This is a genomic window from Priestia sp. 179-F W1.4 NHS (genome assembly GCF_045369295.1).
Classification (GTDB): domain Bacteria; phylum Bacillota; class Bacilli; order Bacillales; family Bacillaceae_H; genus Priestia; species Priestia zanthoxyli.
In genome coordinates this window covers 195,379-220,577 of sequence record NZ_JBIQFF010000002.1, presented here as the reverse complement: position 1 = coordinate 220,577, position 25,199 = coordinate 195,379, and the positions used below count along the sequence as shown (strand labels likewise).

Genomic DNA, 25,199 nt, shown 5'->3' with positions numbered 1-25,199 from the left:
ATAAAAATGAGTAGGTAAAAAGAAGGAATATTTTTTTCAGAAAGCATACTTTAGACCTTTATTAGCATCATCCTAATCTCCAGAAAGGAAAAAGAATAGAACGTTTTCATGTCCGAATAATAAAAAAGAGTACTGATTTTTCAAGATATTGATGAAAACAAAATGATTGGAAAGCATAAAAAAAGGAATAGCGCTTTCAATGCTAGAAAGATAGAGTATTTAATCGTGTAAAGAGTATAAAACGCAACGGCTGGAAAACGTAGTTTGGAATGGAAAAAAAGTCGTACACTTTTTTTGAAAAACGGTTACATAAAAAATCTCTTACACGTAAACTTTGGTCCTAGTTACAGCTCAATGAAAAAGATGAAAATGAGAAATAGCTACATTTGGCACGTTTGACTTTCGTCATTTATCCAAGTAATCTTTTGGTTGAACGGAACCGGTTCTGTTTTCGGATTTTTGATAGCTAATTGAATTAATAAATTTATATTTTTTACTAACCCAAAAGGAGAAAACATATGAAAATGAAACGAGTTGCTAAGCATACAACTGCTGCTACACTGGCTGCAGCCCTACTGGTAGGCGGGGGATACCAAACATTTGCTAAAGGAAATGACAGCAAAGACTTTAATAATAGCTACGGAATTTCACATATTACTCGCGATAATATGGTGAAAATTCCACAGCAGCAAAACAGTGATCAGTTTAAGGTTCCTGCTTTTGATGAATCCACTATTAAAAACATTGCTTCTGCTAAAGGAAAGGATGCATCGGGAAATACAATTGACTTAGATGTATGGGACAGCTGGCCATTACAAAATGCTGACGGAACAGTGGCGACTTATCATGGATATCAAATTGTGTTTGCCCTAGCAGGTGATCCAAAAGATTCGAATGACACGTCTGTTTATCTTTTCTATAAAAAAGCTGGAGACAAATCGATTGACAGCTGGAAAAACGCTGGAAGAGTGTTTAAAGACAGCGATAAATTCGTTCCGAATGACCCGCATCTTAAAAATCAAACACAAGAATGGTCTGGTTCTGCCACATTAACGAAAGATGGGAAAGTTCGTTTATTCTACACGGATTATTCAGGTAAACAATACGGAAAACAAACGTTAACGACAGCTCAAGTGAACATGTCTCAGCCAAACGATAATACGTTAAAAGTTGACGGAGTAGAAGATTACAAGTCAATCTTTGATGGTGACGGAAAGATTTATCAAACGGTTCAGCAGTTTATTGATGAAGGCGGTTATGACACAGGCGATAACCATACGCTAAGAGATCCTCATTACATAGAAGACAACGGACATAAGTACCTTGTTTTCGAAGCTAACACTGGAACAGAAGATGGCTATCAAGGCGAAGACTCTCTTTATAACAGAGCATACTACGGAGGAAACAATCCTTTCTTCCAATCTGAAAAGAAAAAGCTTCTTGAAGGATCTAATAAAGAAAAAGCTTCTTTAGCAAACGGGGCTTTGGGCATTATTGAGTTAAATGATGACTATACGCTCAAAAAAGTAATGAAGCCGCTTATCACATCAAATACAGTTACAGACGAAATTGAACGTGCAAACATTTTCAAAAAAGATGGAAAATGGTACTTGTTCACTGATTCTCGCGGATCTAAAATGACGATTGATGGAATCGGACAAGATGATGTGTATATGCTAGGCTATGTTTCAAATACGTTAACAGGAAAATATAAGCCTTTAAATGATACGGGATTAGTTCTTCATATGGATTTAGATCCTAATGATAAAACATTTACGTATTCTCACTTTGCCGTACCGCAAACAAAAGGTAATAATGTCGTTATTACAAGCTACATGACAAACAGAGGCTTTTATGAAGACAACCACTCTACATTTGCACCAAGCTTCTTAGTAAATATTGACGGTTCAAAAACATCTGTTGTAAAAGACAGCGTTCTTGAGCAAGGTCAGTTAACAGTGGATGAAGACTAAGCCCTTTGCAATAGCAACAAAAGAAAATGGTGATTACAATCACCATTTTCTTTTGTTTTATTCGATGTAGACAGAAAAGAGAAAGGCGGGGTTTGTTTGAAGAAAAAAGGTGCTTATAAATGGATAACGCTTGCCGTTCTTTTAGTTGTAATAGCCGGAATCATTATAGCAGGCGTATCCAAAAAAGAGGACACAAAAGATCAAGGAAAAGAAAAAGGGAATAAAAGTGAATCCACTTATCGCCCGGTGTATCATTTTAGCACGCCTGATAAATGGAAAAATGATCCTCAAAAGCCCATTTATTTTGACGGAGAGTATCATTACTATTACTTATATAATCATGATTACCCTAAAGGGAACGGGACGGAATGGCGACATGCAACGTCTAAAGATTTGGTTCATTGGAAAGATAAAGGAGTAGCTATTCCAAAGTATACAAATAAAAATGGCGATATATGGTCCGGATCCGTTGTAGAAGATAAAGAGAACACAGCAGGTTTTGGTAAAGGCGCAATTGTAGCAATTATGACCCAGCCTTCTGCTGATGGACAAAAGCAAGAACAGTATCTATGGTATAGTACCGATAGAGGAAAAACCTTTAAATCATATAGCAAAAATCCTATCATGCCTAATCCAGGCACCAAAGATTTTAGAGATCCCAAAGTCATATGGGATCATGAACATGACAAGTGGGTTCTCGTCATGTCAGAAGGTGAAAAAATCGGATTTTATGAATCTTCTAATCTAAAGGATTGGACGTATACAGGAGGATTTGTAACCAAAGATATTGGTATTACAGAATGTCCAGATCTTTTTCAAATGAAGGCGGATGACGGGACAGTTAAGTGGGTTCTCGGGACAAGTGCAAATGGAAAAGAAAGCGGAAAGCCAAACACCTATGCTTATTGGACAGGAAATTACGATGGAACAACATTCACTCCCGATATGGATGAGCCGCAATGGCTAGATCATGGTTTTGATTGGTACGGAGCAGTCACGTTTAAAGACGGTAAAAATGAGGATTCTTTAGAAAAACGCTACGCTTTTGCATGGATGAACAACTGGGATTATCCAGATAAGACACCAACGATGAAAGATGGGTTTAACGGATTCGATTCAGTAACCCGTGAAATTACGCTTTCAAAACAAGACAACGATCAGTACAGCCTGTTATCAAAGCCTGTCGAAGAATTAAATCAGCTAACTGATTCAACAAATTCTCTCAAGCAAGTAGAAGTAAGCGGAGAGAAAAAGTTAAAGATAAAAGGTGAAGCTTATCAACTTGATACAGATATTTCATGGTCAGATGCAGAAAATGTAGGCTTACGACTTCGAGAGTCCGCAGATCAAAAGCGGCACATTGATGTGGGCATTTTTGCAAAAGATAACGTCTCATATGTGAATAGAAGCTATAGTAATCAGCCTGATCAAAGCAAAAAATATGTGGAAAGCCGCGATTACTTTGATGCAGGCAAGAAAAATGTTCATTTGAAGATATTGGTAGATAAAACAAGTATTGAAGTCTTTATTGATGATGGAAAAACCGTACATTCTAGCGAGGTGTTTCCTCGTCACAACGACCAAGGAATTACACTTTTTTCCCAAGGAGGAACGTCTTTCTTTAAGAACATAGAAATCAAACATTTTCGTTCCAGTCAGTAAATTCCCTATTTTTAAAAAAGGGAGCAGAATATCACCTTATTATGGTTTAGGACTCGTTAAAAAGGGTACATGTCTACTAACAGTAAATGAAAGGGTGTTTATTCAAATGGAAGAGAAAATGAGACAACTAATAGAGGGACTTAATACCGATTTAGCGGGTGAATATTCAGCGGTTATTCAGTACACTTACTATGCGTCTACAGTAACCGGCCTAGAATATCAAATTTTAAAACCTTTCTTTGAAGGAGAAATTCCTGACGAGCAAGGGCATGCCCTTTATTTATCAGAAAAAATTAAAAACCTTGGCGGTGAGCCAACAACAAAGCCAGCTGAGGTGAAGCACGTCTCAAACGTGACGGAAATGCTTAAAGAAGCGAGCAAGGCTGAAAAAGAAACGATCCAGCGCTACGAAGAGCGTAAAAAACAAGCAGAAGAGTTAGGATTAACAGAGCTTGTTGTCAAACTTGAGGATATGATTGCAGATGAAACAAATCATATGGAAGAAATGGAACGTTTATTAAAAGATCCCCGACTAAGTTAATCATACAAAATACGTAAAAAGCATCCCGTAACACCTGTTACGGGATGCTTTTTGTGGTTTGAAACAGAAATAAAACATCATGTACGCATGTTTTTATAAATGAGAGGAAAGTCATATTTTTGAAATTCTCTATCGCTTTGAAAAATTTTATAGTAAAATAATTATTTGGCTGCATATGGCAGTAACTATATGCGGAGCATCACATACATATAAAGGCTAAAAGGGTTTAAGTATATTGAAACCGCTTTTATCTTCTGTAAAAAAAACGATGGTATGCCCGCAGTTGCAAGGAGAGAAAGAGATGAGGAAACGAATCATGACAGCGCTGCTGCTTGTCACTGTTTTAGCTGCAATGGAAGGAACCATTGTCAGTACGGCTGTTCCAAGAATTACAAGTGATTTGTCGGGTATTGAGCTAGTTAGCTGGGTATATGCCATTTATATGCTGACAACCGCTGTATCTACACCTATATACGGAAAGTTAGCGGATTTATTCGGCCGCAAAAAAGTTATGCTTGTTGGAATTATTATTTTCTTAATCGGATCGATACTTTGCGGGCTTAGCTTTTCGATGCAACAATTAATTGTCTACAGAGCAATCCAAGGGCTAGGCGCCGGGGTCGTTATGCCCCTTACAATGATTATTATTGGCGACTTGTATGAAGAAGCAAAAGAAAGAGCCAAAGCCCAAGGTTGGATTAGCGCAGTTTGGGGAGTTGCTGGAGTTCTGGGTCCTCTTCTTGGGGGATTTTTAGTCGATACGCTGTCTTGGCGCTATATTTTCTTTTTAAATATACCGTTTGGACTAATGGCTTTTATTGTTCTTCTAGTAAACTATAAAGAAGAAGTGGTAAAAGAAAAACGCTATATCGATTACATTGGAGCGGTGACGTTTTCAGTTGGAACCATTGCATTTTTATACGCGCTGTTAACCGGAAGTCAGCATCAAAACTGGGGAGATCCGGTCATTATAGGGTTATTTGTTCTAGCTGTTCTGACATTCATTGGCTTTATTTATATCGAAAAGAAATCGCCGGAACCTCTTATTCCGCTTGAGCTGTTTTCTATTCGAAGTGTATCTGTTATAAACTTATTAACACTTCTTGTCGGATCAGTAGTTATTAGTATTACGGTTTACCTGCCAATTTGGAGCCAAGGAGTGATGGGAAAAAGTGCAACCGCTGCCGGTTTTGTGTTAATGCCCATGCCAGTATGCTGGACAATTGGTTCACTGCTTTCAGGGAATTTAGTAGGGCGTCTTAAAACGCACTCCATCCTTACGCTAGGGACGGCAATCGTAAGTACGGCATGTTTTATGCTGTTTTTAGTCTCCACGCACTCACCCGTATTTTTAATTTATGTAGCCGTTGGGATTCTTGGGTTAGGAATGGGGATTATTACGCCTATCTTTATGTTAGTTATTCAATCAGCAGTCCCAGCTAGCAAAAGAGGAGTAGCGGTGGCTCTTAATACGTTTACAAATACATTTAGTCAAACGCTAGGTTCCGCAGTGTTTGGTACAATTTTTAACTTAGTGACGCTTTCACAGGCAAAGAAGTTAGGGCAAGAAAATTTGAATGCTTCGTTTGAGACAGGCGGAGTACCGGCAGAAGAACTGTCAAAGCTGCATGAAATTCTTGCATCAGGTGTTCACATTATTTACAGTGGAACGTTTTTAGCTGCTTTATTAAGCTTTGCTGTCTCATGCTTATTAGTAAAAAACGGCCATAAAAAAATAAAAAACATATCTGTGCAAAAGTAACGGAAGAGACTGTTACAAGAGTAGTTTAATTGAAGGACAATCCGAACGAGTTTGATTAAGGACCAAACTCGTTCGGATTTTTTTATTGGTAGGTGAATGTAGGTGCTTTTAGCTGTTGAATTAGTTATGCATTAGTCTCTTTTTTAAAAGAATTATCAAAGAGAGAAAAGAAAAAAGATATTGTCTAATAGCGTTTGAGAAAAATCGTTAACAGAAGGACGGATTTTTATTATTGCCGGAAATTTCTTATTTTTTGTTTTTTTAGTATGGACATTTACTTGGTTGTTGATTATTATAAATTCTATAAGTATTGAATTTTAAGCGCTTTCAAAAGAAACATTTGTCTTTCTTAGGAATACACTTGAATTTTAACTCATATACTGTAAGTGCTTAGATTAATCTTTTAATGGGGAAAAGAGAAGTTTATAAGACGTGTTGAACAACAATGAGGGGGTATGGAAGATGACAAGCAGACGTTTAAAAGAATTCTTGAATAATAATTTAGAAGATTTAAAAGATAAAGGGCTATACAACGTCATTAATCCAGTAGAGGGACCAAACGGACCTGTGATTCAAATTGAGGGAAAACAATTAATTAATTTATCATCCAACAACTATTTGGGGCTTGCTACAGACGAAAGGCTTATTAACGCGTCCAACGAAGCCACTGAAAAATACGGGGTGGGAGCTGGAGCTGTCCGAACGATTAATGGAACTCTAGATATTCATATTAAGCTAGAGGAAAAGCTTGCCGAGTTTAAGTATACGGAAGCAGCTATAGCTTACCAATCTGGCTTTAACTGCAATATGGCAGCCATCTCTGCAGTTATGGATAAGCATGACGCGATTTTATCAGATGAGCTGAATCACGCTTCAATTATTGACGGGTGTCGGCTATCAAAAGCAAAAATTATTCCTTACAAACATTCGGATATGGAAGATCTCCGTGCAAAAGCAGGCGAAGCACAAAAGTCCGGTGCCTATAATAAAATAATGGTAATTACCGACGGTGTATTCTCAATGGATGGAGACATTGCTAAGCTTCCGGAAATTGTAGAAATCGCACAGGAATTTGATTTAATCACATATGTAGATGATGCTCACGGATCGGGCGTATTAGGTAACGGCATGGGCACAGTCAAACATTTTGGCTTATCTGAAAAAGTAGACTTCCAAATTGGAACATTGTCAAAAGCGATTGGAGCTGTAGGCGGATACGTAGCTGGAAAAAAAGACGTAATTGACTGGTTGAAAGTACGAAGCCGCCCGTTTTTATTCTCGACTGCTATTACACCAGGCACGGCTGCTGCATGTATTAAAGCGATTGAAATTCTAAGCACAAGTACAGAGCTGCAGGATCAAATGTGGGAAAACAGCCGTTATTTAAAGCAAGGATTAAAAGAGCTGGGCTTTGATACCGGCGAAAGTGAAACACCTATTACTCCGTGCATTATAGGAGATGAAAATCAAACGCAGATTTTTAGTGAGAGATTAATAGAAGAAGGGGTATACGCTAAATCAATTGTTTTCCCTACCGTTCCAAGAGGAACAGGACGCGTTCGCAATATGCCAACGGCTGCTCATACAAAAGAAATGTTAGATGAAGCACTTCGTATCTACAAAAAAGTAGGCAAGGAAATGAAATTAATCTAAACGTTGAATCTAAGCAGTACATGAGGAGGATATTGAGATGAAAAAAGTATTAATAACGGGGTCTCTAGGACAAATCGGTTCTGAATTAACAATGAAAATGAGAGAGAGATATGGTTCAGAAAATATTATTGCCACTGATATTCGCAAGACGACGAGCGATGTTGTGACTTCAGGTCCATTCGAGATTTTAGACGTAACGGATCAGACTGCGTTATTTACGATCGCCGAAAAGCATAAAGTCGATACGGTTATTCACTTGGCTGCGCTGTTATCAGCGACAGCTGAGCAAAAGCCGCTTCTAGCTTGGAATCTAAATATGGGCGGATTAGTAAACGCGCTCGAAGTAGCGCGTGAGCTGAAGTGCCAATTTTTTACTCCAAGTTCAATTGGTGCATTTGGTCCAACAACTCCAAAAGACTGGACGCCGCAGGATACAATTCAACGTCCTACCACGATGTATGGTGTTAATAAGGTAGCGGGTGAATTACTTTGCGATTACTATCACCATAAATTCGGAGTCGATACACGAGGGCTGCGTTTTCCAGGCTTAATTTCATATGTAACGCCTCCAGGTGGAGGGACAACGGACTACGCTGTTGAAATTTATTATGAAGCCGTTAAACATAAGCGCTATACGTCTTATATCGACAAAGGAACATATATGGATATGATGTATATGCCTGATGCACTAAACGCTGTTATCCAACTAATGGAAGCAGACGGTTCTAAGCTGAAGCACCGAAATTCATTTAACGTTTCTGCCATGAGCTTTGATCCAGAACAAATGGCAGCGGAAATTCGAAAAACGATTCCGGAATTTGTGCTGAATTACCAAGTAGATCCTGTTCGACAAGCAATTGCTGAAAGCTGGCCTAACCATATAGATTCCAGCTGTGCGAAGGAAGAGTGGGGATTTAAAGCAGAATATAACCTAGAAAAAATGACGAGAGAGATGCTGGGAAAGTTAAAAGTTGAATCACAGCTTGTCTTAACGTAAGCAGAGAAAAATGATTTCTTTCTCGAAAATAAAGTAAGCGCTTACTAAAAGGCAGGTTGCTTGTTTATGCAAGTTCTACTTCGTAAAAGTGGTGGACGGTACACATAGATCTTCTGCCCCTTTAAGTGAGCGCTCGTTCGTTGAATAATCAGCACCCTTTTAGGTATTCGTCTGTTAAAATAATAAGGGGATAGAAGGGAGGGAATGACAGTTGAATAATAAGTTTCAACAAGTTAATGATTTTTCAATGGGAAGATTAACATCTTTACTCGTTCTTTTACACAATACGGAACTAGCTGAAGGTATTGAAAAGGAAATCAATGAGAGAGGATATAGCTACACAGTAGGAAAAGTCGGAGCGATGGAACTGTCTAAAGTCGTGGCGGCAATTGAAACGAGCGCCAAGACAAACAAAATTATTAATGCCCAGTCGTACCGGGAAGTCCACGCTCTTTATCATGCTATACTTGAAGCTATTCAAGGAGTTAGTCGAGGAACCCTGCAGTTAGGTGATATTTTACGGACGGTAGGACTCACATTTTCAATTGTGCGCGGAAAAATTGAGTTCTCAGGATCAAGCGACGAATGGATTAGCGTTTGTGTGTATGGAACAATAGGTGCGCCCAAAAAAGGCTTTGAACATGATACATTAGGCTTTGGTTTTAACCATATCTAAAGAGTAATTGATGAAATAGTATGATAATAAAAAGCGAGTAGCAGATGTACATAGCTGTTTTAAAGAAGATATTTTTCTTATTGAAAGGTTCTGTGCGGCGTGTTAACATAGTGATTAATATAATAACTGCCTTTAAGACGGTCCAGAGAGGCCGAAAAGGACGGATAACTTGTTTACTGCTTCTATGCCTATCTGTGCCCTTTTGCCCTCTGCGACAAAAGGGCTTTTATGCGTTACTTACCTCTTTTAAACGAAGTCCAGAGAGGCTTCAAAAGAGAATGGACATATATTATTTATCCATTCCTTCAAAAAAGAAAGAGCGTTTATACAGACAGAATACAGTGGAGGGTGGAACAACATGAATTATCGTAACAAGACAGTTGTAGCATCAGTAGCAGGTTTGACGTTAGAAGGGATGGACATTATGTTTATCTCGTTTGCTATGTCAATGATTATTGCTGAATTTCACATTGATTTAGCAACAGGTGGACTTATTTCTTCTATTACAAATATAGGAATGCTGATAGGCGGAGTCATCTTCGGAATTTTAGCAGACAAATTTGGAAGAGTGCGGGTTTTTACCTACACGGTTCTTTTATTTGCAGTCGGAACGGCATTAACAGGTTTTGCAGCAAATGTGGAACAAGTGTATGCTTCACGATTTATTGCCGGAATTGGGGCTGGAGGAGAGTACGGAATTGGTATGGCCCTTGTAGCAGAAGCGTGGCCGAAACATAAGCAAGGAAGAGCTTCATCTTATGTTAGTATTGGCGCGCAATTTGGAGTTATTCTTGCGGCGCTTTTAAGTTCTCTGATCCTGCCAATGTTCGGATGGAGAGCCTTATTCTTTGTCGGAATTATACCCGTCATTTTTGCTTTTATCGTACGAAAAAATTTAAACGAATCTCCTGAGTGGCTAAAAGCTCAAAAAGAGAAAACAGCGGTTGCTAAAAACAATGGCAAGCTTCGCCAACTATTTGCTACGCCTAAGACGGCGATGACAACCATTTCGCTGGCAGTGATGGCTACCGTTCAAATTGCAGGCTATAACGGACTCATGATATGGCTTCCGTCTATGCTTCAGCAATCACAAGGCCTCTCTGTTTCAAGTTCAGCTCTTTGGACAATCAGTACAGCTGTTGGAATGATTATAGGTATGCTAACATTTGGTCAATTTATGGATTGTTTTGGTTCGAAACGTACTTTTGGAATCTTTCTCCTTGCTTCAGCGTGTGCGGTGTTTTTATACTCGTATGCCGAAGGAAGTGCAGGGCTGCTTATAGGAGGAGCTGTTGTCGGATTTTTCTCAAATGGAATGTTCGCAGGATACGGAGCCTTGATCAGCAGTCACTATTCGGTAGAAGTTCGCAGTACTGCAACGAACACCATTTTTAACTTCGGGCGAGCGCTCGGAGGGTTGTCACCCATTCTTGTCGGCTATCTTTTGCAAAGCTATGATATGACGGTAGCGATGACGTACTTGGCGGGGCTGTACTGTATTTCGTTTATTTTTATGGTGAGTCTTAAAAAAACGGGAGAAAAGAAAGTGAAACAAATGAACGCTCAATCTGCTCTTTAACATAAAAGATAGATTCTATGCTTTTCTGGAAAAAACCGCGCTTACTCAAAAGGGCGGTTTTTTTGAGTGTATAAAAAAATAAGTTCAGGTGTTAGATGATTGTTTCTTTCACAGATGCTTTATTAACAAAGGCGTCCACAGTATCTATAAAAATATTTATGGATAAGCAGATATTTTCTAATTTGTATTATAGTAATTCCTCTCTTACAATATGATGTGTAAGGCCGAAATAGAAAATACTATCTTTATTTACAGGAGGACGTTACTATGTCTAAACATATATTAATGGTCGTAACAACGGCTGACAAAATGAAGGGAAATTATCCAACAGGCCTTTGGCTTTCAGAATTTGGTGAAGCGTACGTAGAGTTTGAAAAAGCTGGATTTACAATTACTGTAGCAAGTCCTCTAGGAGGAAAAGCGCCGGTGGATGCTCGCAGCCTTGAAGGAGAGACTTCTCAAGAAATCTTAAATACAGCTAAGCATCTAGAGAATACCCTAAAACTTGATACAATTACAGACAGTGCTAAATTTGATGCTGTTTTCTTACCAGGCGGTCATGGCACAATGTTTGATCTGCCAGATAATCAAACGCTTCATGCTTTAATTCGTGAACTATACGAAGGAGACAAAGTAGTAGCCGCTGTATGCCATGGACCCGCAGGCTTAGTAGGTGTTACATTATCAGATGAAAAGCCGTTGGTGGAAGGAAAAGGTGTTGCTGCGTTTACAGATGATGAAGAACGTGAAACAACATTAGACCGCTTCATGCCGTTTCTTTTGGAAACACGTCTGCGTGAACTTGGTGCAAATGTAGTAACTGCTCCAAACTGGACAGATAATGTACAAGCAGATGGCAACCTAATAACAGGTCAAAATCCTCAGTCAACAATCAGTGTAGCAAAAGCAGTCGTGAAACAATTATTAAACTAAGATGTAAAAAAGCCTGTAGGACTACAGGCTTTTTTATTAACAGCATCAACAAAGACCGCCGTAGATAATGTGTATGTTTTGGACTAGAGAGATCCATCATCATACAAAAAATATGATGGTCAGTGTAATGAATACAAAAAGAGGGAAGCTTTTTATGGAGACTATTTTTTAAAAGAAATGAGGAAAAACGATGTCAGAAGTTATTATTAACGCCATTTTACAAGCCAAGCCAGGAAAAGAAGAAGAGCTTCGATCAGAGTTAGTAAAAGTTATTGAACCATCAAGAGAAGAAAAAGGATGTATTCAATACACTCTCCACCAGGATACAGACAAAGCAGGCACATTTGTTTTTTATGAGAAATGGAAAAGCAAAGAAGATGTTGAAGCTCACATTGAAACACCTCACTATCAACAATACAGACAGCAAACAGAACCGTTAATTGAAAGCAGAGCAGTACATCGTTTACAAGAAGTACGTTAATAAAAAAGAAGCTGGAACAAAAGTGTTTTAGTTGAAGGAAGATCCGAACGAGTAATCGAGATTCTTGATGGAGAATCAAACTCGTTCGGATTTTTTTGTGGTTATGGTGAATATGAGTTTCATTTAGTGAGACCAAGCAGAAGCGTAATCGATGAGGAGGCTAATCGACCTCACGCAGAAAGAAAAGGTTTGCAGGGAAATCAACAGCGGAATAACAAATAACCCATACTAGGTCCTTTATCCCATTCGTTTATCTTTAGATCGGATTGATTTCGCTATGACTACATCTCTGTTTGTTATAAAGAACTAAAAAGCTTCAGGGGAAAAATAATTTCAGCTGCGAAAAGCCGACTGGAAAAGGGATAAGGCAGTGAGAGAAACAAAAAATAATATCAGTGGTGTTTGAGAAGCAGACAGGCGGGTAGATAAAAACTAGATGACATAGTTCAACAATTAACAAACTAAAAGGAGAGATCAAATCAATGCGTACAAATTTAAAACACTTTATTAACGGAGAATGGGTTGAATCAACAGGAAACGAAACGTCAGATGTGATCAATCCTGCTACTGAAAAATCAATTGGTAAAATTAGCTTAGGTACAAAAGAAGATCTAGATAAAGCCGTGGCAGCAGCTAAAGCAGCCCTTCCCACATTTTCAAAAACAACAAAAGAAGAGCGAATTAAAATGCTTCGAAATATTGCAAAAGGATATGAGAAGCGTAAACAAGAGCTTATTGAAGTTATGACTGAAGAGCTTGGCGCTCCTTTAAAGATTTCAGAAGAAGTTCACTATGAAATGGGACTTAGCCACTTTAAAGAAGCAGCTAATGCACTTGAAGATTATACATTTGAAAAAGATCATGGAAGCTACAAGGTCGTAAAAGAGTCTATTGGAGTAAGCGGACTTATTACACCATGGAACTTCCCAACAAATCAAACGTCTACTAAAATTGCAGGAGCTATCGCAGCAGGAAGTCCAATGGTATTAAAACCATCAGAACTTACACCGTATGCAGCGATGATATTAGCAGAAATCATTGATGAAGCTGGTGTACCAAAAGGTGCCTTTAACCTTGTAAACGGAACGGGAAGCACAATCGGTGACGGTATTAGTTCTCACCCGGACATTGATTTTGTATCATTTACAGGGTCAGGTGCTGTAGGCGAGAAAATTATGCAAAATGCGGCTAAAACAATCAAAAAAGTAGCCCTTGAGCTAGGCGGAAAATCACCACTAGTTGTATTAGAGGATGCGGATGTAGAAGAAGCGGCTAAAATAGCAGTTTCACACATTGCAATGAATACGGGACAAGTATGTACGGCAGCAACGCGCATTATCATTCCTGCCTCTATGAAAGAAAAATTTGAAGAAGCAGTGAAGAAGGTTCTACCATCATTCCCAGTTGGCGATCCGTTAAATAAAGACAACGTAACTGGACCGCTCGTAGCGGAAAAACAGTGGGATCGCGTACAGGATTATATTAAAAAAGGAATGGATGAGGGTGCAAAGCTTCTTACTGGCGGAACGGGCAAACCAGACGGCTTAGAGACAGGATACTTTGTTAAACCGACAGTCTTTACTGACGTTTCAAATGATATGGTTATTGCACAAGAAGAAATCTTTGGACCTGTAACCACTATTATCACGTATGATGACTTAGAACAAGCTCTTGAAATCGCAAATGATACAGTCTACGGACTTGCAGGCTATGCGGTCGGAAAAGACCAAGAAACGCTTGACTATGTTGCTAAAAATATTAGAGCTGGTCAAATCATCGTCAACGATGCTGAGCAAGACAGAGCTGCACCATTCGGTGGATTCAAACAATCTGGTATCGGACGCGAGTGGGGAGCATTTGGTATTGAAGAATATCTAGAGCCAAAAGCAATCATGGGCGTTAAAGTTCCGGCAAAAGTATAATTGATGTAAAAAAAGAAAGGAGTTTTTCTCCTTTCTTTTTTTTATGGATACATAAAAGAGAGCTAGTTAAAAAAAGAATAACGGAAGCAAAGGTGGATAGCATAAACGTGTATCACATATATGAAGTGCCACGTTAAAGGAGGGAATTATAAAGTGAACAGAGAGATGCATGGAAGTTCATCAACGGAAAGTTTTATTCCCATGAGCTCTATAGCCAGTGGAAAAGGAGTCGAAGTGACGCCGGATATCTACAGCTACACTACACAGATTGTTAACGTATGTTTTATAGGGAACCCAGCTAAGAACGATCACTTTGTCCTAATTGATGCAGGCATGCCTAACTCGGCTTCTATGATTATGAACGAGGCAGAGGAAAGGTTTGGAAAAGGAAAAATACCAAAAGCAATTATTCTTACACATGCACATTTTGATCATATTGGATCTATTATTGAATTAGTGGAGAAGTGGAAAATACCGGTATATGCACATCCGCTTGAACTTCCATATGTGACGGGTAAAAAAAATTATCCCACACCAGACGGTACAGTGGAAGGCGGGCTTGTAGCAAAGCTTTCTCCGCTATTTCCAACGGAATCCATTGATTTAGGTTCTCATGTGCAAGCTTTACCAGCCGACGGCTCTGTACCACATATGCCCAAATGGGAATGGGTTCACACCCCTGGTCATTCTCCAGGACATATTTCTCTTTTTAGAAAGCGGGATCTTGCCCTTATCGCCGGGGATGCTTTTGTTACCACTAGGCAAGAATATTTACTGGATGTACTAGAGCAAGAATTGGAAATTAGCGGTCCTCCTCGTTATTTAACTACGGACTGGGCATCTGCCAAAAAATCAGTTGAAGTTCTTCAGTCACTTTATCCATCTGTGGCGGTGACAGGACATGGAAAACCGGTTTCAGGCGAATGGCTTTCAACTAATTTATTGAAGCTTACGAAGAATTTTGATGAGATTGCTCGTCCGGATTATGGAAAGTATGTATAAGGCTAAAGAAAAAAGTTTACTCTTTACGCAGCTCTTAAAAGCTGCAGGTGAAGATCAAAAGCTCTACGAACTCAGTGAGTTCGTAGAGCTTTTTTAGTTTTTCGTATAAAAGTAAAAAAAGTTACAACTACCCTTATTAAAAATTTTGCTGAATAGCCTGCTGCGCTTCACGTAAATGTCTTAAGTGCTCTTCCATTCGTCTTAATTCTTTATCACCAGACGCAGCTTCTTTTTGTTCATTAATTTGCTGCTGAACGATATTCAAATGCATTTGAGCATTTTGAAAATTAGCTCCATTCAAATTCATCTGTCCTTGATAAACAGCCTGCTCAGCTAATTGTAGTGCTTCTTTAATATGAGTGTATGAATTCATGCCTCTCATCCTTCTGTATAGTATTTACAGTTAACATGCGCCGCTTTTCCGCAGCTATACAAAAGGATTTAGAAATAAAATAAAAATTACGTAGTACAAGCTAAGTAGGCTGCATACATTTATCATAGTTCAATTTATAAAACCTCAGAAGCAGGGAGGGATGTATGTGGGAGCTTTTTTCAGCTATATGTTATTAGGGCTATCGTTAGCCGCACCAATCGGTCCTATCAACGCCGCTCAGCTTGATAAAGGAATTAAAAATGGTTTTTTACATGCTTGGTTCTTAGGGATAGGAGCAACATCGGTTGACGCTCTTTATATGCTTGTAGTTTATTTTGGGTCCGTTCATTTTTTAAGCAGCGATTTTATGAAAACATTTCTTTTTTCGTTTGGATGCTTCGTATTAATTTATACCGGTATTGAAGGATTAATGAGCGCAGGGAAAATTACACAGCATCGGAACGCAAAAGGAGATTCGGTAGTAAAGTGTTTTTTTTCAGGTTTTTTCATTTCATTAACAAACCCGCTTACTATTCTTTTTTGGCTGGGTATTTATGGCTCTGTTTTAGCCAAAACAGCTAATACATACGAAACAGAACAGCTTATTTTATACAGCTGTGCTATTTTTACAGGGATTTTATGCTGGGATATTGCTATGGCAGCTTTAGCAAGCACTTTTCGAAGGTATTTAGCGGCGCCGTTTTTGGCTGCAGTCTCCGTTATATCCGGCCTTTCTCTAATAGGATTTGGTATATATTTCGGCTGGCAAGCTGTACAGCAATTCATTATTTAAAAGGGGAAAAGCAGAATTTAATTTAAAGCGTTCTCTATCTGCTGAAAAATAGTAGAAAGCTGCCTCTTTTTGCGCATAAATTTTTCAAACTATCACACACTACATCGAGGTGTAAGGAGTGATAGTATGAAAAAGAAAATAGGCTGCGGAAGTCAGGTTGAAGGGAAATTAAAATGGTGGCAGCTGTCTTTAATCGGAGTAGGGTGCATCATCGGTACAGGCTATTTTTTAGGATCAAGTATTGCAATAAAAGCCACGGGTCCCTCTGTATTAATTGCTTTTTTACTAGCAGCAGTATGTACATTTATTGTATTTGACGCTCTTGCTAAAATGAGTGCTCAAGATCCTCAAAAAGGTTCGTTTCGCTCCTATGCTAAAAAGGCTTATGGAAGATGGGCAGGTTTTAGCAGCGGATGGGTGTACTGGAGTTCAGAGATGCTGATCATGGGGAGTCAGCTCACGGCTTTATCTCTTTTTACACGTTTTTGGTTTGAAGATATTCCACTGTGGGTCTTTGCCTCTATTTATGCTGTTTTAGGCATTGCTGTTGTATTAATCGGAACAAAAGGCTTTGAACGAATGGAAAATGTATTTGCTGTCACAAAAGTAGCTGCCATTTTGATGTTTATTGTACTAGCTAGTCTCGCTTTATTTGGATTTTTAGACGAAGGTGCCAAACAAGGAGTGCCGCGAACGATAAGTGAAGTATTTCCTCATGGATTTTTAGGTTTATGGGGCGCTTTGCTTTATGCCTTTTATGCTTTCGGCGGCATCGAAGTTATGGGGATCATGACGGTTCGTTTAGAAAAAAAAGAAGACGCACCGAAAGCGGGAAGAAGTATGCTTATTCTCCTTGGAATTATTTATATTGTTTCACTGAGTTTAGCTATTTTAATTGTGCCATTTCATGATTTTCATGGAAATCAAAGTCCATTTATAACGGCTTTAGAAACATATCATCTTCCATTTTTCCCTCATGTTTTTAATGGAGCAATGATTATTGCGGGTTTCTCAACAATGTCAGCGTCTTTTTTTTCCGTAACAACAATGATTGTCACTCTTTCAGAAGATGGAGATGCTCCTGCATTGTTTTCAAAACAAAAACAGAAAAAGCTGCAGTTTCCTTTACCGGCTTTACTTTTAACAACAGCAGGATTAATTGTTTCTATTGTTCTTTCCTTGCTATTGCCCGGGAAAATTTATGAGTACATTACAACAGCAGCTGGACTGATGCTGATTTATAATTGGTTCTTTATTTTAATTTCTTTTCATCGCTTAATCAAACAAACCGTTTGGGATAAAGTAAAACAAGCTGTGGGCCTCTTATTAATTCTGCTAGCAGTAAGCGGTACGCTGTTAGAATCTGCAAGCAGGCCAGGTTTCTTTGCAAGCTTAGGCTTTTTAATTGTTATAAGCGCTGTTATTTTAAAACTGCGCCATAAGTGGAAAGAAGAAGAAGCCGCTAGCTAACATATATTTAATCTTTATGAGGGACACTATGCACGTTGTACAATTACAAAAACAAAAGGTGGTTATGATCATGCCAAAAAACAAGCAGACTCCTTCTTCACAAGTAGATCAAAAACAAGTAGTAGATGACAAAGCAAAAGCGCTACGAGAAAATAATTATGAAGATGGTCATATTCGCAAGATAACTCAAAGCGGGGCAGACGGCCAATAATAAAAAAAGACGCGTTCGCGTCTTTTTTTTGTTGAAGTGTATCCTTACCAACGATGAGCTTTTGCATTACTTCGCAAGATGATGTTCGTTTGAGACATCTCTGTATGTCCATTTACTTGGGACTTTGAACGCTTCGGTCTCGTCCAGTTGTGGCGGAATAGTTCTGAATGCTGATCTACTTGATTTTTATCATTCATCATAATCACCTCAAGGATAGGATACTTTCACGAGATATTTACGGTGAAATATCTCTCTTATAGAATGGGATAAAAAAGAAGAAATACACCTAACACTTTTAACCATACATATAAAGGGAGTGCCTATTCATAAACTATAAAGGGCAACTTCTAACTTTGGACTAAGCTTCGGATTTATAAAGTAAAACTGCCTTAGTGGGGACTAAGGCAGTTTTTTAGTTGAGTAATCAAACTTCAATAATGATGGGAAGGATCATAGGTCTTCTTTTGGTTTGGTTATATAAAAATTGGCCAAGCGTTGTCTTGATTTCTTTTTTCATAATGCTCCATTGGTGAACATGAGCTTTTTGTAATTGATTTACAATTTTAGTCACTTGTCGATTAACATCTTTCAACAACTGTTCTGAATCTCTTGTATAAACAAAGCCTCGTGAAATGGTATCTGGACCAGACACAATTTTCCCTTCCGCTTTATTCAGAGTAATAACAATAACCAGCATACCATCTTCTGAAAGCTGTTTGCGGTCACGTAAAATCGAGTTTCCAACATCCCCAATGCCAAATCCATCTACATATACATTGCCTGCAGGAATTTTCCTTGTTTGAACAGCTGTTCCGCCCTTGATATCAACAATATCACCGTTATTTATAATAAAAATGTTCTCTTTTTCCACCCCGACGGATTCTGCTAATAAGCTGTGGTGATGAAGCATGCGAAACTCGCCGTGAATCGGGATAAAATACTTTGGCTTCATCAATGTAGCCATTAATTTTAGCTCTTCTTGATAGCCATGTCCTGATACGTGCATACCTGTTGCGCTTCCTGAACCGTAAATCACATGAGCCCCGAGTGTGAAAAGGCTGTCGACAATACGAGAGATATTACGTTCATTACCAGGAATAGGCCCTGCTGATAAAATGACCGTGTCTTCAGGAAGAATTTCTACTTGGCGGTGATTTCCGCTGGCTAATCTAGATAAAGCGGCCATCGGCTCGCCTTGGCTTCCAGTACAGAGAATAGCGACTTGTTCAGGCGCAAGTGAATGTACTTCATAAGGTTCAATTAGCATCCCTTCAGGAATGGTTAAATACCCTTTCTCTAACGCAACCGATACAACGTTAACCATGCTTCTTCCTAGCAGCGCAAGTTTTCTGTTCGTTTTAATCGCTGCATCTACAATTTGCTGTACGCGGTTAACATTTGAGGCGAAAGTAGAAATAATCACTTTTCGCTTTGCTTTACGAAAGGCCTCTTCTACATGTTTGCCAACTAGCTTTTCTGAAGGCGTAAATCCAGGGCGCTCGGCATTTGTGCTTTCTGATATTAAAGCGAGTACACCTTCACTTCCGATTTTTGCCATTTTATGAAGATCTGGATATTGGTCGTTAACAGGAGTTAAATCAAACTTAAAATCCCCGGTATGCACAACAGCTCCTTCAGGCGTATGAAAGACAATGCCAAGACAATCTGGAATGCTGTGATTCGTTTTAAAAAAAGAAAGTGGAATATTGCCTAATGTAATTTCTGACTCTTCGTTGATTTCAATAAGCTCCGTCTCTGCAGATAATTGATGTTCTTGGAGTTTAATGTCAATTAATCCAAGGGTAAGGCTTGTTGCATAAATGGGGAGGCTTAACTGTTTTAGAAGATAAGGAATGCCTCCAATATGATCTTCATGACCATGAGTAACAACCAGTGCTCGAACTTTTTCTCGATTCTCTTGTAAGTATGTAATATCAGGTATGATCAAATCAATTCCTAATAAACTTTCGTCAGGAAATTTAGAGCCGCAGTCAATTACAATGATGTCATCATCATATTGAACGGCATACATATTTTTTCCTATTTCATTAATGCCGCCTAAAGCAAAAATCGATAGTGTGTTTCTATTTGTACTCACACTTATTTCCTCCTATATTTTCAAAATGAATGTGCAGAATTTCTATTCTTAGTATGAACATTTATTTCTGGTGCATTCTGTTAAATATGGAGATTTTATTTTTATTTAATAAGAGGGATGCAAGTAAAAAGAAAAGAAGGTCATTTTCCTAATACTACCTCTTATTTTCTTTTTATAACTCCATAAAATATAGACGTTACACATGGAGGTGGATGGAATGAGTAAACAAAATAAAAGCAAAAATCAAGGAGTCAGCAGCAGTGCAGCTGCTGTCGATAATGTGAATAAAAGTATTTTATCAAACGATATTCATACAGATGAGCTTCAAAAAGCAAAAGTAAGTCGTCATAATAAGTAAAAGAATGACAACCAAAAGAGCAGCTTTGAGCTGCTCTGGATAAAATAGAGATAGGGAAGTGAAAAAACGTGTCCGAAAACAAAAATTATCACTATAAAGAAGAAAATAGTTCAACGCCTAGTCGTCCTCTTGAATATAAAGAACGCACAAATGAATCACAGAGTACAAGGCAAATGCTGCGTAGCATTCTCGAATATTCGAGTCGATATCGTTAATAAAATTCTACATATAAAACTGTAAGGATAAGCGGGCAATATAAAAGTTGAAGCACCGCTTTAATACAAAAAAAGCAAGCAGCTATGCTTGCTTTTTTTGTATGTATAGCCCTGTACATATTGAAAAAAAAACATACATACGTTATTTTAGATAAACGTATGTATAATGGTAAAACTGTACATGTATTTTTGGGAAAAGTTAAAGTTTGGAGAAAAGAAGTGGGGGATTTTATGAATTTACATGATTTTGTTCATGGAGTAGATCCAACAATAAAGCTAGTTATTGAAGATGAGTTTCCTGGAACGCGGTGTGTAGGCGGAAAGTACGTTCCTAGCACACATTCTATTTTTTTATATGAAAAAGATATTAACATACAGTGTCAGCACTTATTTGGTTCAAATGATTGTTTAGAATCTTATCAATGGATTATTTTAGCTCACGAATTAGGTCATGCTCTAGATGAAGACCTTTTATCTTTGAGTGCAAAGTTTGATCAAACAGACGATAAAGGTCTCTTGTATCAAATTGAATGTAATGCTTGGGAGATAGGAGAGAAATTGATTCCTTTTATTGATTCAGAACTATTCTCATTCATAAAAGATCAATCGTTAGCCCATTACCATAAAGAGATGGAGAAGATTAGTTAGAAGAAAAAAAGTTCCTATGACTTGTACTATAAGGAACTTTTCTTCTTCGAGTTGTTTATATACTTCAAATACTAGTTAATTATTACGCTGGCTGCTGGATCTGCCGCCTTTTCTTCCAATTTCCTCGTAAAATTCTTTACCTTGATTTTTGGAAGTAGCTTCTCCGCCTTTTTCACCAATTTCTTGGTAAAACTCTTTGTCATGATTTTTGGAAGTAGCTTTTCCACCTTTTCTTCCTGCTTCTTCACGACTCATTTTTTCATTCTTTTTATTAGTTGCCATCTTGCATCCCTCCTAATAAATTTGAATTCATAGTCTGTCTTCCCGGTCAAAAAAGGATTAAACTGGTTATTTTATATTTTTTCTAAAAATTAGATTTTTCTCAAAATCATCAGACCACGAAGCCCTGTATAGCAGTATTTATTAAGTTGAAATTAATCTTAAAAAATTTTATATAAAATATGATATGGTTAAGAGAAATAAGAAAAAGGAGCTTAGAAATATGTCAAAATATGTAGAAATGGATACCGCTTCGCTGCGACGCAAAATACAAGAATACAAAGAATTAATTTGGAGAGTAGGGCCAGGAAGTGAAAGAACAATAGAAGCTGTTCAAGAGATTCAAGGAATGGAAAAAGAGTTAAAAGCACGGGATGCAGAATTTGAAGCTACGGATTGGAAAGCTTTTACTCAGGAAATAAGAGAGAACTACGATTTTATTTATTAAGAAGACACATTCATCATAATGTGCTTGAGATAAATATCTCCAAGTAGAAGGCTTTCTGTTTTCTACTTGGAAACGATAAAAGTAATATGAAGATGATTAAGAGAAATGATCCAGTATCAATGAAGCAAGTAATCCAAGTGCAGCAATCAATCCTGTAATGGAACCTCCTTCTTCATAGGCCTCTGGCATCATTGTAGAACCTACCATAGCAATAATACCACCGCCAGCAAAAGCAGCAATAGCAGCCATAAGTGTCTCAGATGCATGATCTAAAAAAACAAAGCCTGTCCATGAACTAAAAGCTGAAATGAACAAAACAGCTGCCCATAGTAAAAAAATTTTCCTCTTAGAGAATCCGCTTTTTACTAGACCGGTCGTACTGGAGAGTCCTTCAGGAATATTACTTATAAAAATAGCGATAACAAGAAGCCAGCTAACGGTTGCATTTTCAATTAAGCTAGCTCCAATCATAATGGACTCTGGGATTGCATCCATGACGGTTCCTATAAATATAGCAATTCCAGAACTATTCGCGGCCATTTGTTTTGTAGACCTTTTTCTTTTATTCGCTCCTTGACGTGAAATTAGATAGTCTAAAAAAGTAAAAACGACAGCCCCCGCAAGGAACCCAAGAGAAGTAGCTTTTAACCCGCCGCTATGAACCGAGTCTCCAAGCAGCTCATAGGTAGATGCTCCAATTAATACACCCGTCCCAAAAGCCATAATATAACCAATTATCTTTTTGCCGATAGGCAAAAAAACTGCTGCCAAAGCACCAAGAAGGACAGCTGATCCTGAAATTCCGCCCCACATCGCAGCTTGCCACATGAAAAATCCCTCCTCATCTCTATTTTCTATGGATACTTTCCCTAAGAAAAGAAAGAAAAAACGTAAAAGTAGAAAAAAGGAATTTATTCGATTAAGTAATGGTTTCATTTCGTTATCCTTGAGAAAGAGAGTGTTCCAGCATCCAAGCTGAGACTATATTTATTTTAATATTCATAAAATTTTAATTATACTGAAATAAAAAACTATTTTACGAAAATGACTGATTTGACAGAGGTAAATGGTTTACTTAAGTGTTTTTCTGAAAAAAACAATTGTATTTCTGAGGAAAATTTATTATTATAAAATAAGTAATTATACAGTCGAATAGCTAAAAATAGAAAAAATAGTTTAGTTGTAAAGGTACTAGGTAAAAATGGAATGATTTAAAAACGACAGCTGTTCCATCAGAAACAGAAAGTATCTTTCCTAACAGAGCTATAACAAGTTTAGGAGGAGGAAATGGAATGGCAGACAAAGAGTTAAAAAGAGGCTTAGAATCTCGTCACATTCAAATGATCGCGCTTGGTGGAACAATTGGCGTTGGATTATTTATGGGATCAGCAAGCACGATTCAATGGACAGGTCCATCGGTATTGCTTGCTTACGCAATTTGCGGAATGTTTATTTTCTTTATTATGCGTGCTATGGGCGAAATGCTGTACATGGAACCAAGCACAGGTTCATTCGCTACATTTGGCCACAAATATATTCATCCATTAGCAGGTTATATGGCTGCTTGGAGTAACTGGTTTCAATTTGTAATCGTAGGGATGTCTGAAATTATAGCGGTAGGAGCATATATGCATTATTGGTTCCCTCATTTACCAGCTTGGGTGCCTGGTATTATTGCCATGTTGATTTTAGGCACAGCAAACTTAATTTCAGTAAAATCATTTGGAGAGTTTGAATTTTGGTTTGCGATGATTAAGATTGTAACAATTATTTTAATGATTATCGCAGGACTTGGGTTAATTTTCTTCGGATTTGGAAACGGGGGAGACGCGATTGGACTATCAAACCTTTGGGCACACGGCGGCTTCTTTGCAGGCGGATGGTCAGGCTTTTTCTTTGCTCTATCTCTTGTTATTGCAGCCTATCAAGGAGTCGAGCTAATTGGTATTACAGCTGGTGAAGCAAAGGACCCTAAAAAAACGTTAAGAAACGCAATTCAAAGCATCATCTGGCGCATTTTAATTTTTTATATTGGAGCTATTTTCGTTATCGTGACGGTATATCCTTGGAATGAGTTAGATTCTTTAGGAAGTCCATTTGTATCTACATTTGCTAAAGTTGGTGTTACGGCAGCTGCAGGTATCATTAACTTTGTAGTCATTACGGCAGCGATGTCAGGCTGTAATAGCGGAATCTTTAGTGCAGGACGCATGCTTTATACGCTCGGTATAAACGGTCAAGCACCTAAATTCTTTACAAAAATTTCTCGCAACGGCGTTCCAATTTACAGTACGCTCGCTGTTATGATTGGATTAGTAATTGGTGTTGTTTTAAACTACATCGCTCCACCTAATGTATTTGTTTATGTATACAGTGCTAGCGTGCTTCCTGGAATGATTCCTTGGTTCATTATTCTTATCAGCCAAATTCGTTTCCGTAAAGCTAAAGGTGCTGAAATGGATAGTCATCCTTTCAAAATGCCTTTTGCGCCTGTAACGAACTATGTAACCATTGCTTTTCTACTAATGGTGCTTGTAGGCATGTGGTTTAATGATGAAACGCGTATTTCACTTATTGTAGGGGTTATTTTCCTCGCTCTCGTTGTCATTAGTTTTTACGCATTCGGAATAAATAAACGTATGATACCTGATACAGAGAACGGTCAAATAAAGAAATAAATATGCTTTTTCATAATCGAAAAGCAAAACAAAAAAACGGCTGATAAAAGCCGTTTTTTTGTTTTGCTTAAATAAAAGACATAAGAAAAAATGTCATTGTGTACTGATAGTTTGGATAAACTATATTCGTTCATATAACGTAAAGGAGCGAATGTCATGAGAAGTCACAGATATATTATCAAAGATTCACTAAAAGCTGATGAAGTTGCCAAAGATTTGGAACTGCAGCTGGATATAAACCGAATGTCGGATGTCAGAATTCTTTCGGTAAATGCACAAAACGAAATACTCGTTCAAATGCAGGAGGAGAACGAGGAAGCAGGAGATGTTATTGATGTATTTATGAAAGAGTATAAAACAGGAGAAATTATTGAATAGCACGTAATTGAGAAGAATATTGAGTGGTTTTGTTGAATAAATAAAAAGAAAACACCTTTATTTTTTATT

General features: G+C 38.0%; 24 protein-coding genes and 1 pseudogene. 20 read left to right on the top strand and 5 right to left on the bottom strand.

What is annotated here, in order from left to right; genetic code table 11:
* Nucleotides 1–518: 518 nt before the first annotated feature.
* The 12 genes from ACH0CI_RS11630 (at nucleotide 519) to ACH0CI_RS11575 (ending at nucleotide 15,181) form a co-directional block, all read left to right on the top strand.
* A complete protein-coding gene (locus ACH0CI_RS11630; protein WP_028413955.1) occupies nucleotides 519–1,973 on the top strand; it encodes a glycoside hydrolase family 68 protein in 1,455 nt (484 codons plus the stop codon).
* A 96-nt stretch (nucleotides 1,974–2,069) separates the two neighbouring features.
* Complete coding sequence (locus ACH0CI_RS11625; RefSeq protein ID WP_335388369.1) at nucleotides 2,070–3,635, top strand: glycoside hydrolase family 32 protein; 1,566 nt, start codon at nucleotides 2,070–2,072, stop codon at nucleotides 3,633–3,635.
* Between the two features lie 106 nt (nucleotides 3,636–3,741).
* Nucleotides 3,742–4,176, top strand: coding sequence for a ferritin-like domain-containing protein (locus ACH0CI_RS11620; protein WP_013056263.1), 435 nt, complete (start codon nucleotides 3,742–3,744; stop codon nucleotides 4,174–4,176).
* A 301-nt stretch (nucleotides 4,177–4,477) separates the two neighbouring features.
* Entirely contained in the window at nucleotides 4,478–5,938 is a 1,461-nt protein-coding gene (locus ACH0CI_RS11615) for an MDR family MFS transporter (RefSeq protein WP_335388372.1), read from the top strand.
* A 462-nt stretch (nucleotides 5,939–6,400) separates the two neighbouring features.
* Nucleotides 6,401–7,591 carry a glycine C-acetyltransferase gene (locus ACH0CI_RS11610; protein ID WP_406901470.1) on the top strand — a complete coding sequence of 397 codons (1,191 nt, stop codon included), beginning with the start codon at nucleotides 6,401–6,403 and terminating at the stop codon, nucleotides 7,589–7,591.
* Nucleotides 7,592–7,628: 37 nt separating this feature from the next.
* Nucleotides 7,629–8,588, top strand: coding sequence for an L-threonine 3-dehydrogenase (locus ACH0CI_RS11605; protein ID WP_406901469.1), 960 nt, complete (start codon nucleotides 7,629–7,631; stop codon nucleotides 8,586–8,588).
* A 211-nt stretch (nucleotides 8,589–8,799) separates the two neighbouring features.
* Nucleotides 8,800–9,264, top strand: coding sequence for a histidine utilization transcription antiterminator HutP (gene hutP, locus ACH0CI_RS11600; protein ID WP_060747532.1), 465 nt, complete (start codon nucleotides 8,800–8,802; stop codon nucleotides 9,262–9,264).
* Between the two features lie 358 nt (nucleotides 9,265–9,622).
* On the top strand, nucleotides 9,623–10,843 hold the full coding sequence (locus ACH0CI_RS11595) for an MFS transporter (RefSeq protein WP_406901468.1): 1,221 nt from the start codon (nucleotides 9,623–9,625) through the stop codon (nucleotides 10,841–10,843).
* Between the two features lie 267 nt (nucleotides 10,844–11,110).
* Nucleotides 11,111–11,776: a type 1 glutamine amidotransferase domain-containing protein gene (locus tag ACH0CI_RS11590; RefSeq protein WP_406901467.1), complete on the top strand. Its 666-nt coding sequence runs from the start codon at nucleotides 11,111–11,113 to the stop codon at nucleotides 11,774–11,776.
* A 190-nt stretch (nucleotides 11,777–11,966) separates the two neighbouring features.
* Nucleotides 11,967–12,257 (top strand): putative quinol monooxygenase, encoded by a 291-nt coding sequence (locus tag ACH0CI_RS11585; RefSeq protein WP_033578504.1) that lies wholly within the window; start codon nucleotides 11,967–11,969, stop codon nucleotides 12,255–12,257.
* Between the two features lie 482 nt (nucleotides 12,258–12,739).
* Nucleotides 12,740–14,179: an aldehyde dehydrogenase family protein gene (locus ACH0CI_RS11580; protein ID WP_335706858.1), complete on the top strand. Its 1,440-nt coding sequence runs from the start codon at nucleotides 12,740–12,742 to the stop codon at nucleotides 14,177–14,179.
* A 153-nt stretch (nucleotides 14,180–14,332) separates the two neighbouring features.
* Nucleotides 14,333–15,181, top strand: a complete 849-nt coding sequence (locus ACH0CI_RS11575) for an MBL fold metallo-hydrolase (RefSeq protein ID WP_406901466.1) — start codon at nucleotides 14,333–14,335, stop codon at nucleotides 15,179–15,181.
* A gap of 136 nt (nucleotides 15,182–15,317) precedes the next feature.
* Here the strand turns inward: ACH0CI_RS11575 and ACH0CI_RS11570 are convergent, their stop codons facing one another.
* Nucleotides 15,318–15,554, bottom strand: a complete 237-nt coding sequence (locus ACH0CI_RS11570; RefSeq protein ID WP_014460820.1) for a hypothetical protein — start codon at nucleotides 15,552–15,554, stop codon at nucleotides 15,318–15,320.
* A 166-nt stretch (nucleotides 15,555–15,720) separates the two neighbouring features.
* On the opposite strand from ACH0CI_RS11570, the gene ACH0CI_RS11565 reads away from it, so the two are divergent.
* The 3 genes from ACH0CI_RS11565 (at nucleotide 15,721) to ACH0CI_RS11555 (ending at nucleotide 18,028) form a co-directional block, all read left to right on the top strand.
* A complete protein-coding gene (locus ACH0CI_RS11565; protein WP_335706860.1) occupies nucleotides 15,721–16,347 on the top strand; it encodes a LysE family transporter in 627 nt (208 codons plus the stop codon).
* A gap of 126 nt (nucleotides 16,348–16,473) precedes the next feature.
* On the top strand, nucleotides 16,474–17,817 hold the full coding sequence (locus ACH0CI_RS11560) for an amino acid permease (RefSeq protein ID WP_335706861.1): 1,344 nt from the start codon (nucleotides 16,474–16,476) through the stop codon (nucleotides 17,815–17,817).
* A gap of 70 nt (nucleotides 17,818–17,887) precedes the next feature.
* The gene (locus ACH0CI_RS11555; protein WP_013082476.1) at nucleotides 17,888–18,028 is read left to right on the top strand and encodes a hypothetical protein; all 141 of its coding nucleotides are present in this window, start codon (nucleotides 17,888–17,890) and stop codon (nucleotides 18,026–18,028) included.
* Between the two features lie 44 nt (nucleotides 18,029–18,072).
* Here the strand turns inward: ACH0CI_RS11555 and ACH0CI_RS11550 are convergent, their stop codons facing one another.
* A complete protein-coding gene (locus ACH0CI_RS11550; RefSeq protein WP_013056278.1) occupies nucleotides 18,073–18,225 on the bottom strand; it encodes a YpzG family protein in 153 nt (50 codons plus the stop codon).
* A 227-nt stretch (nucleotides 18,226–18,452) separates the two neighbouring features.
* Nucleotides 18,453–20,126 (bottom strand): ribonuclease J, encoded by a 1,674-nt coding sequence (locus ACH0CI_RS11545; protein WP_406901465.1) that lies wholly within the window; start codon nucleotides 20,124–20,126, stop codon nucleotides 18,453–18,455.
* 217 nt (nucleotides 20,127–20,343) lie between these two features.
* Between ACH0CI_RS11545 and ACH0CI_RS11540 the strand changes: the two genes are divergently transcribed.
* Both ACH0CI_RS11540 and ACH0CI_RS11535 read left to right on the top strand, forming a co-directional pair.
* Nucleotides 20,344–20,484 carry a hypothetical protein gene (locus tag ACH0CI_RS11540; protein ID WP_013082478.1) on the top strand — a complete coding sequence of 47 codons (141 nt, stop codon included), beginning with the start codon at nucleotides 20,344–20,346 and terminating at the stop codon, nucleotides 20,482–20,484.
* Nucleotides 20,485–20,930: 446 nt separating this feature from the next.
* Nucleotides 20,931–21,347: a hypothetical protein gene (locus tag ACH0CI_RS11535; protein WP_406901464.1), complete on the top strand. Its 417-nt coding sequence runs from the start codon at nucleotides 20,931–20,933 to the stop codon at nucleotides 21,345–21,347.
* A gap of 78 nt (nucleotides 21,348–21,425) precedes the next feature.
* On the opposite strand, the pseudogene ACH0CI_RS11530 reads toward ACH0CI_RS11535, so the two are convergent.
* Nucleotides 21,426–21,629: pseudogene (locus ACH0CI_RS11530) on the bottom strand (KGG domain-containing protein); the annotation flags it as partial.
* 220 nt (nucleotides 21,630–21,849) lie between these two features.
* Between ACH0CI_RS11530 and ACH0CI_RS11525 the strand changes: the two are divergent.
* On the top strand, nucleotides 21,850–22,074 hold the full coding sequence (locus ACH0CI_RS11525; protein WP_335706864.1) for a transcriptional regulator: 225 nt from the start codon (nucleotides 21,850–21,852) through the stop codon (nucleotides 22,072–22,074).
* Between the two features lie 96 nt (nucleotides 22,075–22,170).
* Here the strand turns inward: ACH0CI_RS11525 and ACH0CI_RS11520 are convergent, their stop codons facing one another.
* Complete coding sequence (locus tag ACH0CI_RS11520) at nucleotides 22,171–22,902, bottom strand: ZIP family metal transporter (protein ID WP_048018558.1); 732 nt, start codon at nucleotides 22,900–22,902, stop codon at nucleotides 22,171–22,173.
* Between the two features lie 464 nt (nucleotides 22,903–23,366).
* Between ACH0CI_RS11520 and ACH0CI_RS11515 the strand changes: the two genes are divergently transcribed.
* Together ACH0CI_RS11515 and ACH0CI_RS11510 are read left to right on the top strand one after the other, a co-directional pair.
* Nucleotides 23,367–24,752 (top strand): amino acid permease, encoded by a 1,386-nt coding sequence (locus ACH0CI_RS11515; RefSeq protein ID WP_406901463.1) that lies wholly within the window; start codon nucleotides 23,367–23,369, stop codon nucleotides 24,750–24,752.
* 156 nt (nucleotides 24,753–24,908) lie between these two features.
* The gene (locus ACH0CI_RS11510; RefSeq protein ID WP_016763596.1) at nucleotides 24,909–25,130 is read left to right on the top strand and encodes a hypothetical protein; all 222 of its coding nucleotides are present in this window, start codon (nucleotides 24,909–24,911) and stop codon (nucleotides 25,128–25,130) included.
* Nucleotides 25,131–25,199: the final 69 nt, after the last annotated feature.

Coding starts and splice junctions, on each gene's coding strand:
- ACH0CI_RS11630 (WP_028413955.1), top strand. CDS start 519: ATGAAAATGAAACGAGTTGCTAAGCATACAACTGCTGCTACACTGGCT.
- ACH0CI_RS11620 (WP_013056263.1), top strand. CDS start 3,742: ATGGAAGAGAAAATGAGACAACTAATAGAGGGACTTAATACCGATTTA.
- ACH0CI_RS11615 (WP_335388372.1), top strand. CDS start 4,478: ATGAGGAAACGAATCATGACAGCGCTGCTGCTTGTCACTGTTTTAGCT.
- ACH0CI_RS11610 (WP_406901470.1), top strand. CDS start 6,401: ATGACAAGCAGACGTTTAAAAGAATTCTTGAATAATAATTTAGAAGAT.
- ACH0CI_RS11605 (WP_406901469.1), top strand. CDS start 7,629: ATGAAAAAAGTATTAATAACGGGGTCTCTAGGACAAATCGGTTCTGAA.
- ACH0CI_RS11595 (WP_406901468.1), top strand. CDS start 9,623: ATGAATTATCGTAACAAGACAGTTGTAGCATCAGTAGCAGGTTTGACG.
- ACH0CI_RS11590 (WP_406901467.1), top strand. CDS start 11,111: ATGTCTAAACATATATTAATGGTCGTAACAACGGCTGACAAAATGAAG.
- ACH0CI_RS11585 (WP_033578504.1), top strand. CDS start 11,967: ATGTCAGAAGTTATTATTAACGCCATTTTACAAGCCAAGCCAGGAAAA.
- ACH0CI_RS11580 (WP_335706858.1), top strand. CDS start 12,740: ATGCGTACAAATTTAAAACACTTTATTAACGGAGAATGGGTTGAATCA.
- ACH0CI_RS11570 (WP_014460820.1), bottom strand. CDS start 15,554: ATGAATTCATACACTCATATTAAAGAAGCACTACAATTAGCTGAGCAG.
- ACH0CI_RS11560 (WP_335706861.1), top strand. CDS start 16,474: ATGAAAAAGAAAATAGGCTGCGGAAGTCAGGTTGAAGGGAAATTAAAA.
- ACH0CI_RS11555 (WP_013082476.1), top strand. CDS start 17,888: ATGCCAAAAAACAAGCAGACTCCTTCTTCACAAGTAGATCAAAAACAA.
- ACH0CI_RS11550 (WP_013056278.1), bottom strand. CDS start 18,225: ATGAATGATAAAAATCAAGTAGATCAGCATTCAGAACTATTCCGCCAC.
- ACH0CI_RS11540 (WP_013082478.1), top strand. CDS start 20,344: ATGAGTAAACAAAATAAAAGCAAAAATCAAGGAGTCAGCAGCAGTGCA.
- ACH0CI_RS11535 (WP_406901464.1), top strand. CDS start 20,931: ATGAATTTACATGATTTTGTTCATGGAGTAGATCCAACAATAAAGCTA.
- ACH0CI_RS11525 (WP_335706864.1), top strand. CDS start 21,850: ATGTCAAAATATGTAGAAATGGATACCGCTTCGCTGCGACGCAAAATA.
- ACH0CI_RS11520 (WP_048018558.1), bottom strand. CDS start 22,902: ATGTGGCAAGCTGCGATGTGGGGCGGAATTTCAGGATCAGCTGTCCTT.
- ACH0CI_RS11515 (WP_406901463.1), top strand. CDS start 23,367: ATGGCAGACAAAGAGTTAAAAAGAGGCTTAGAATCTCGTCACATTCAA.
- ACH0CI_RS11510 (WP_016763596.1), top strand. CDS start 24,909: ATGAGAAGTCACAGATATATTATCAAAGATTCACTAAAAGCTGATGAA.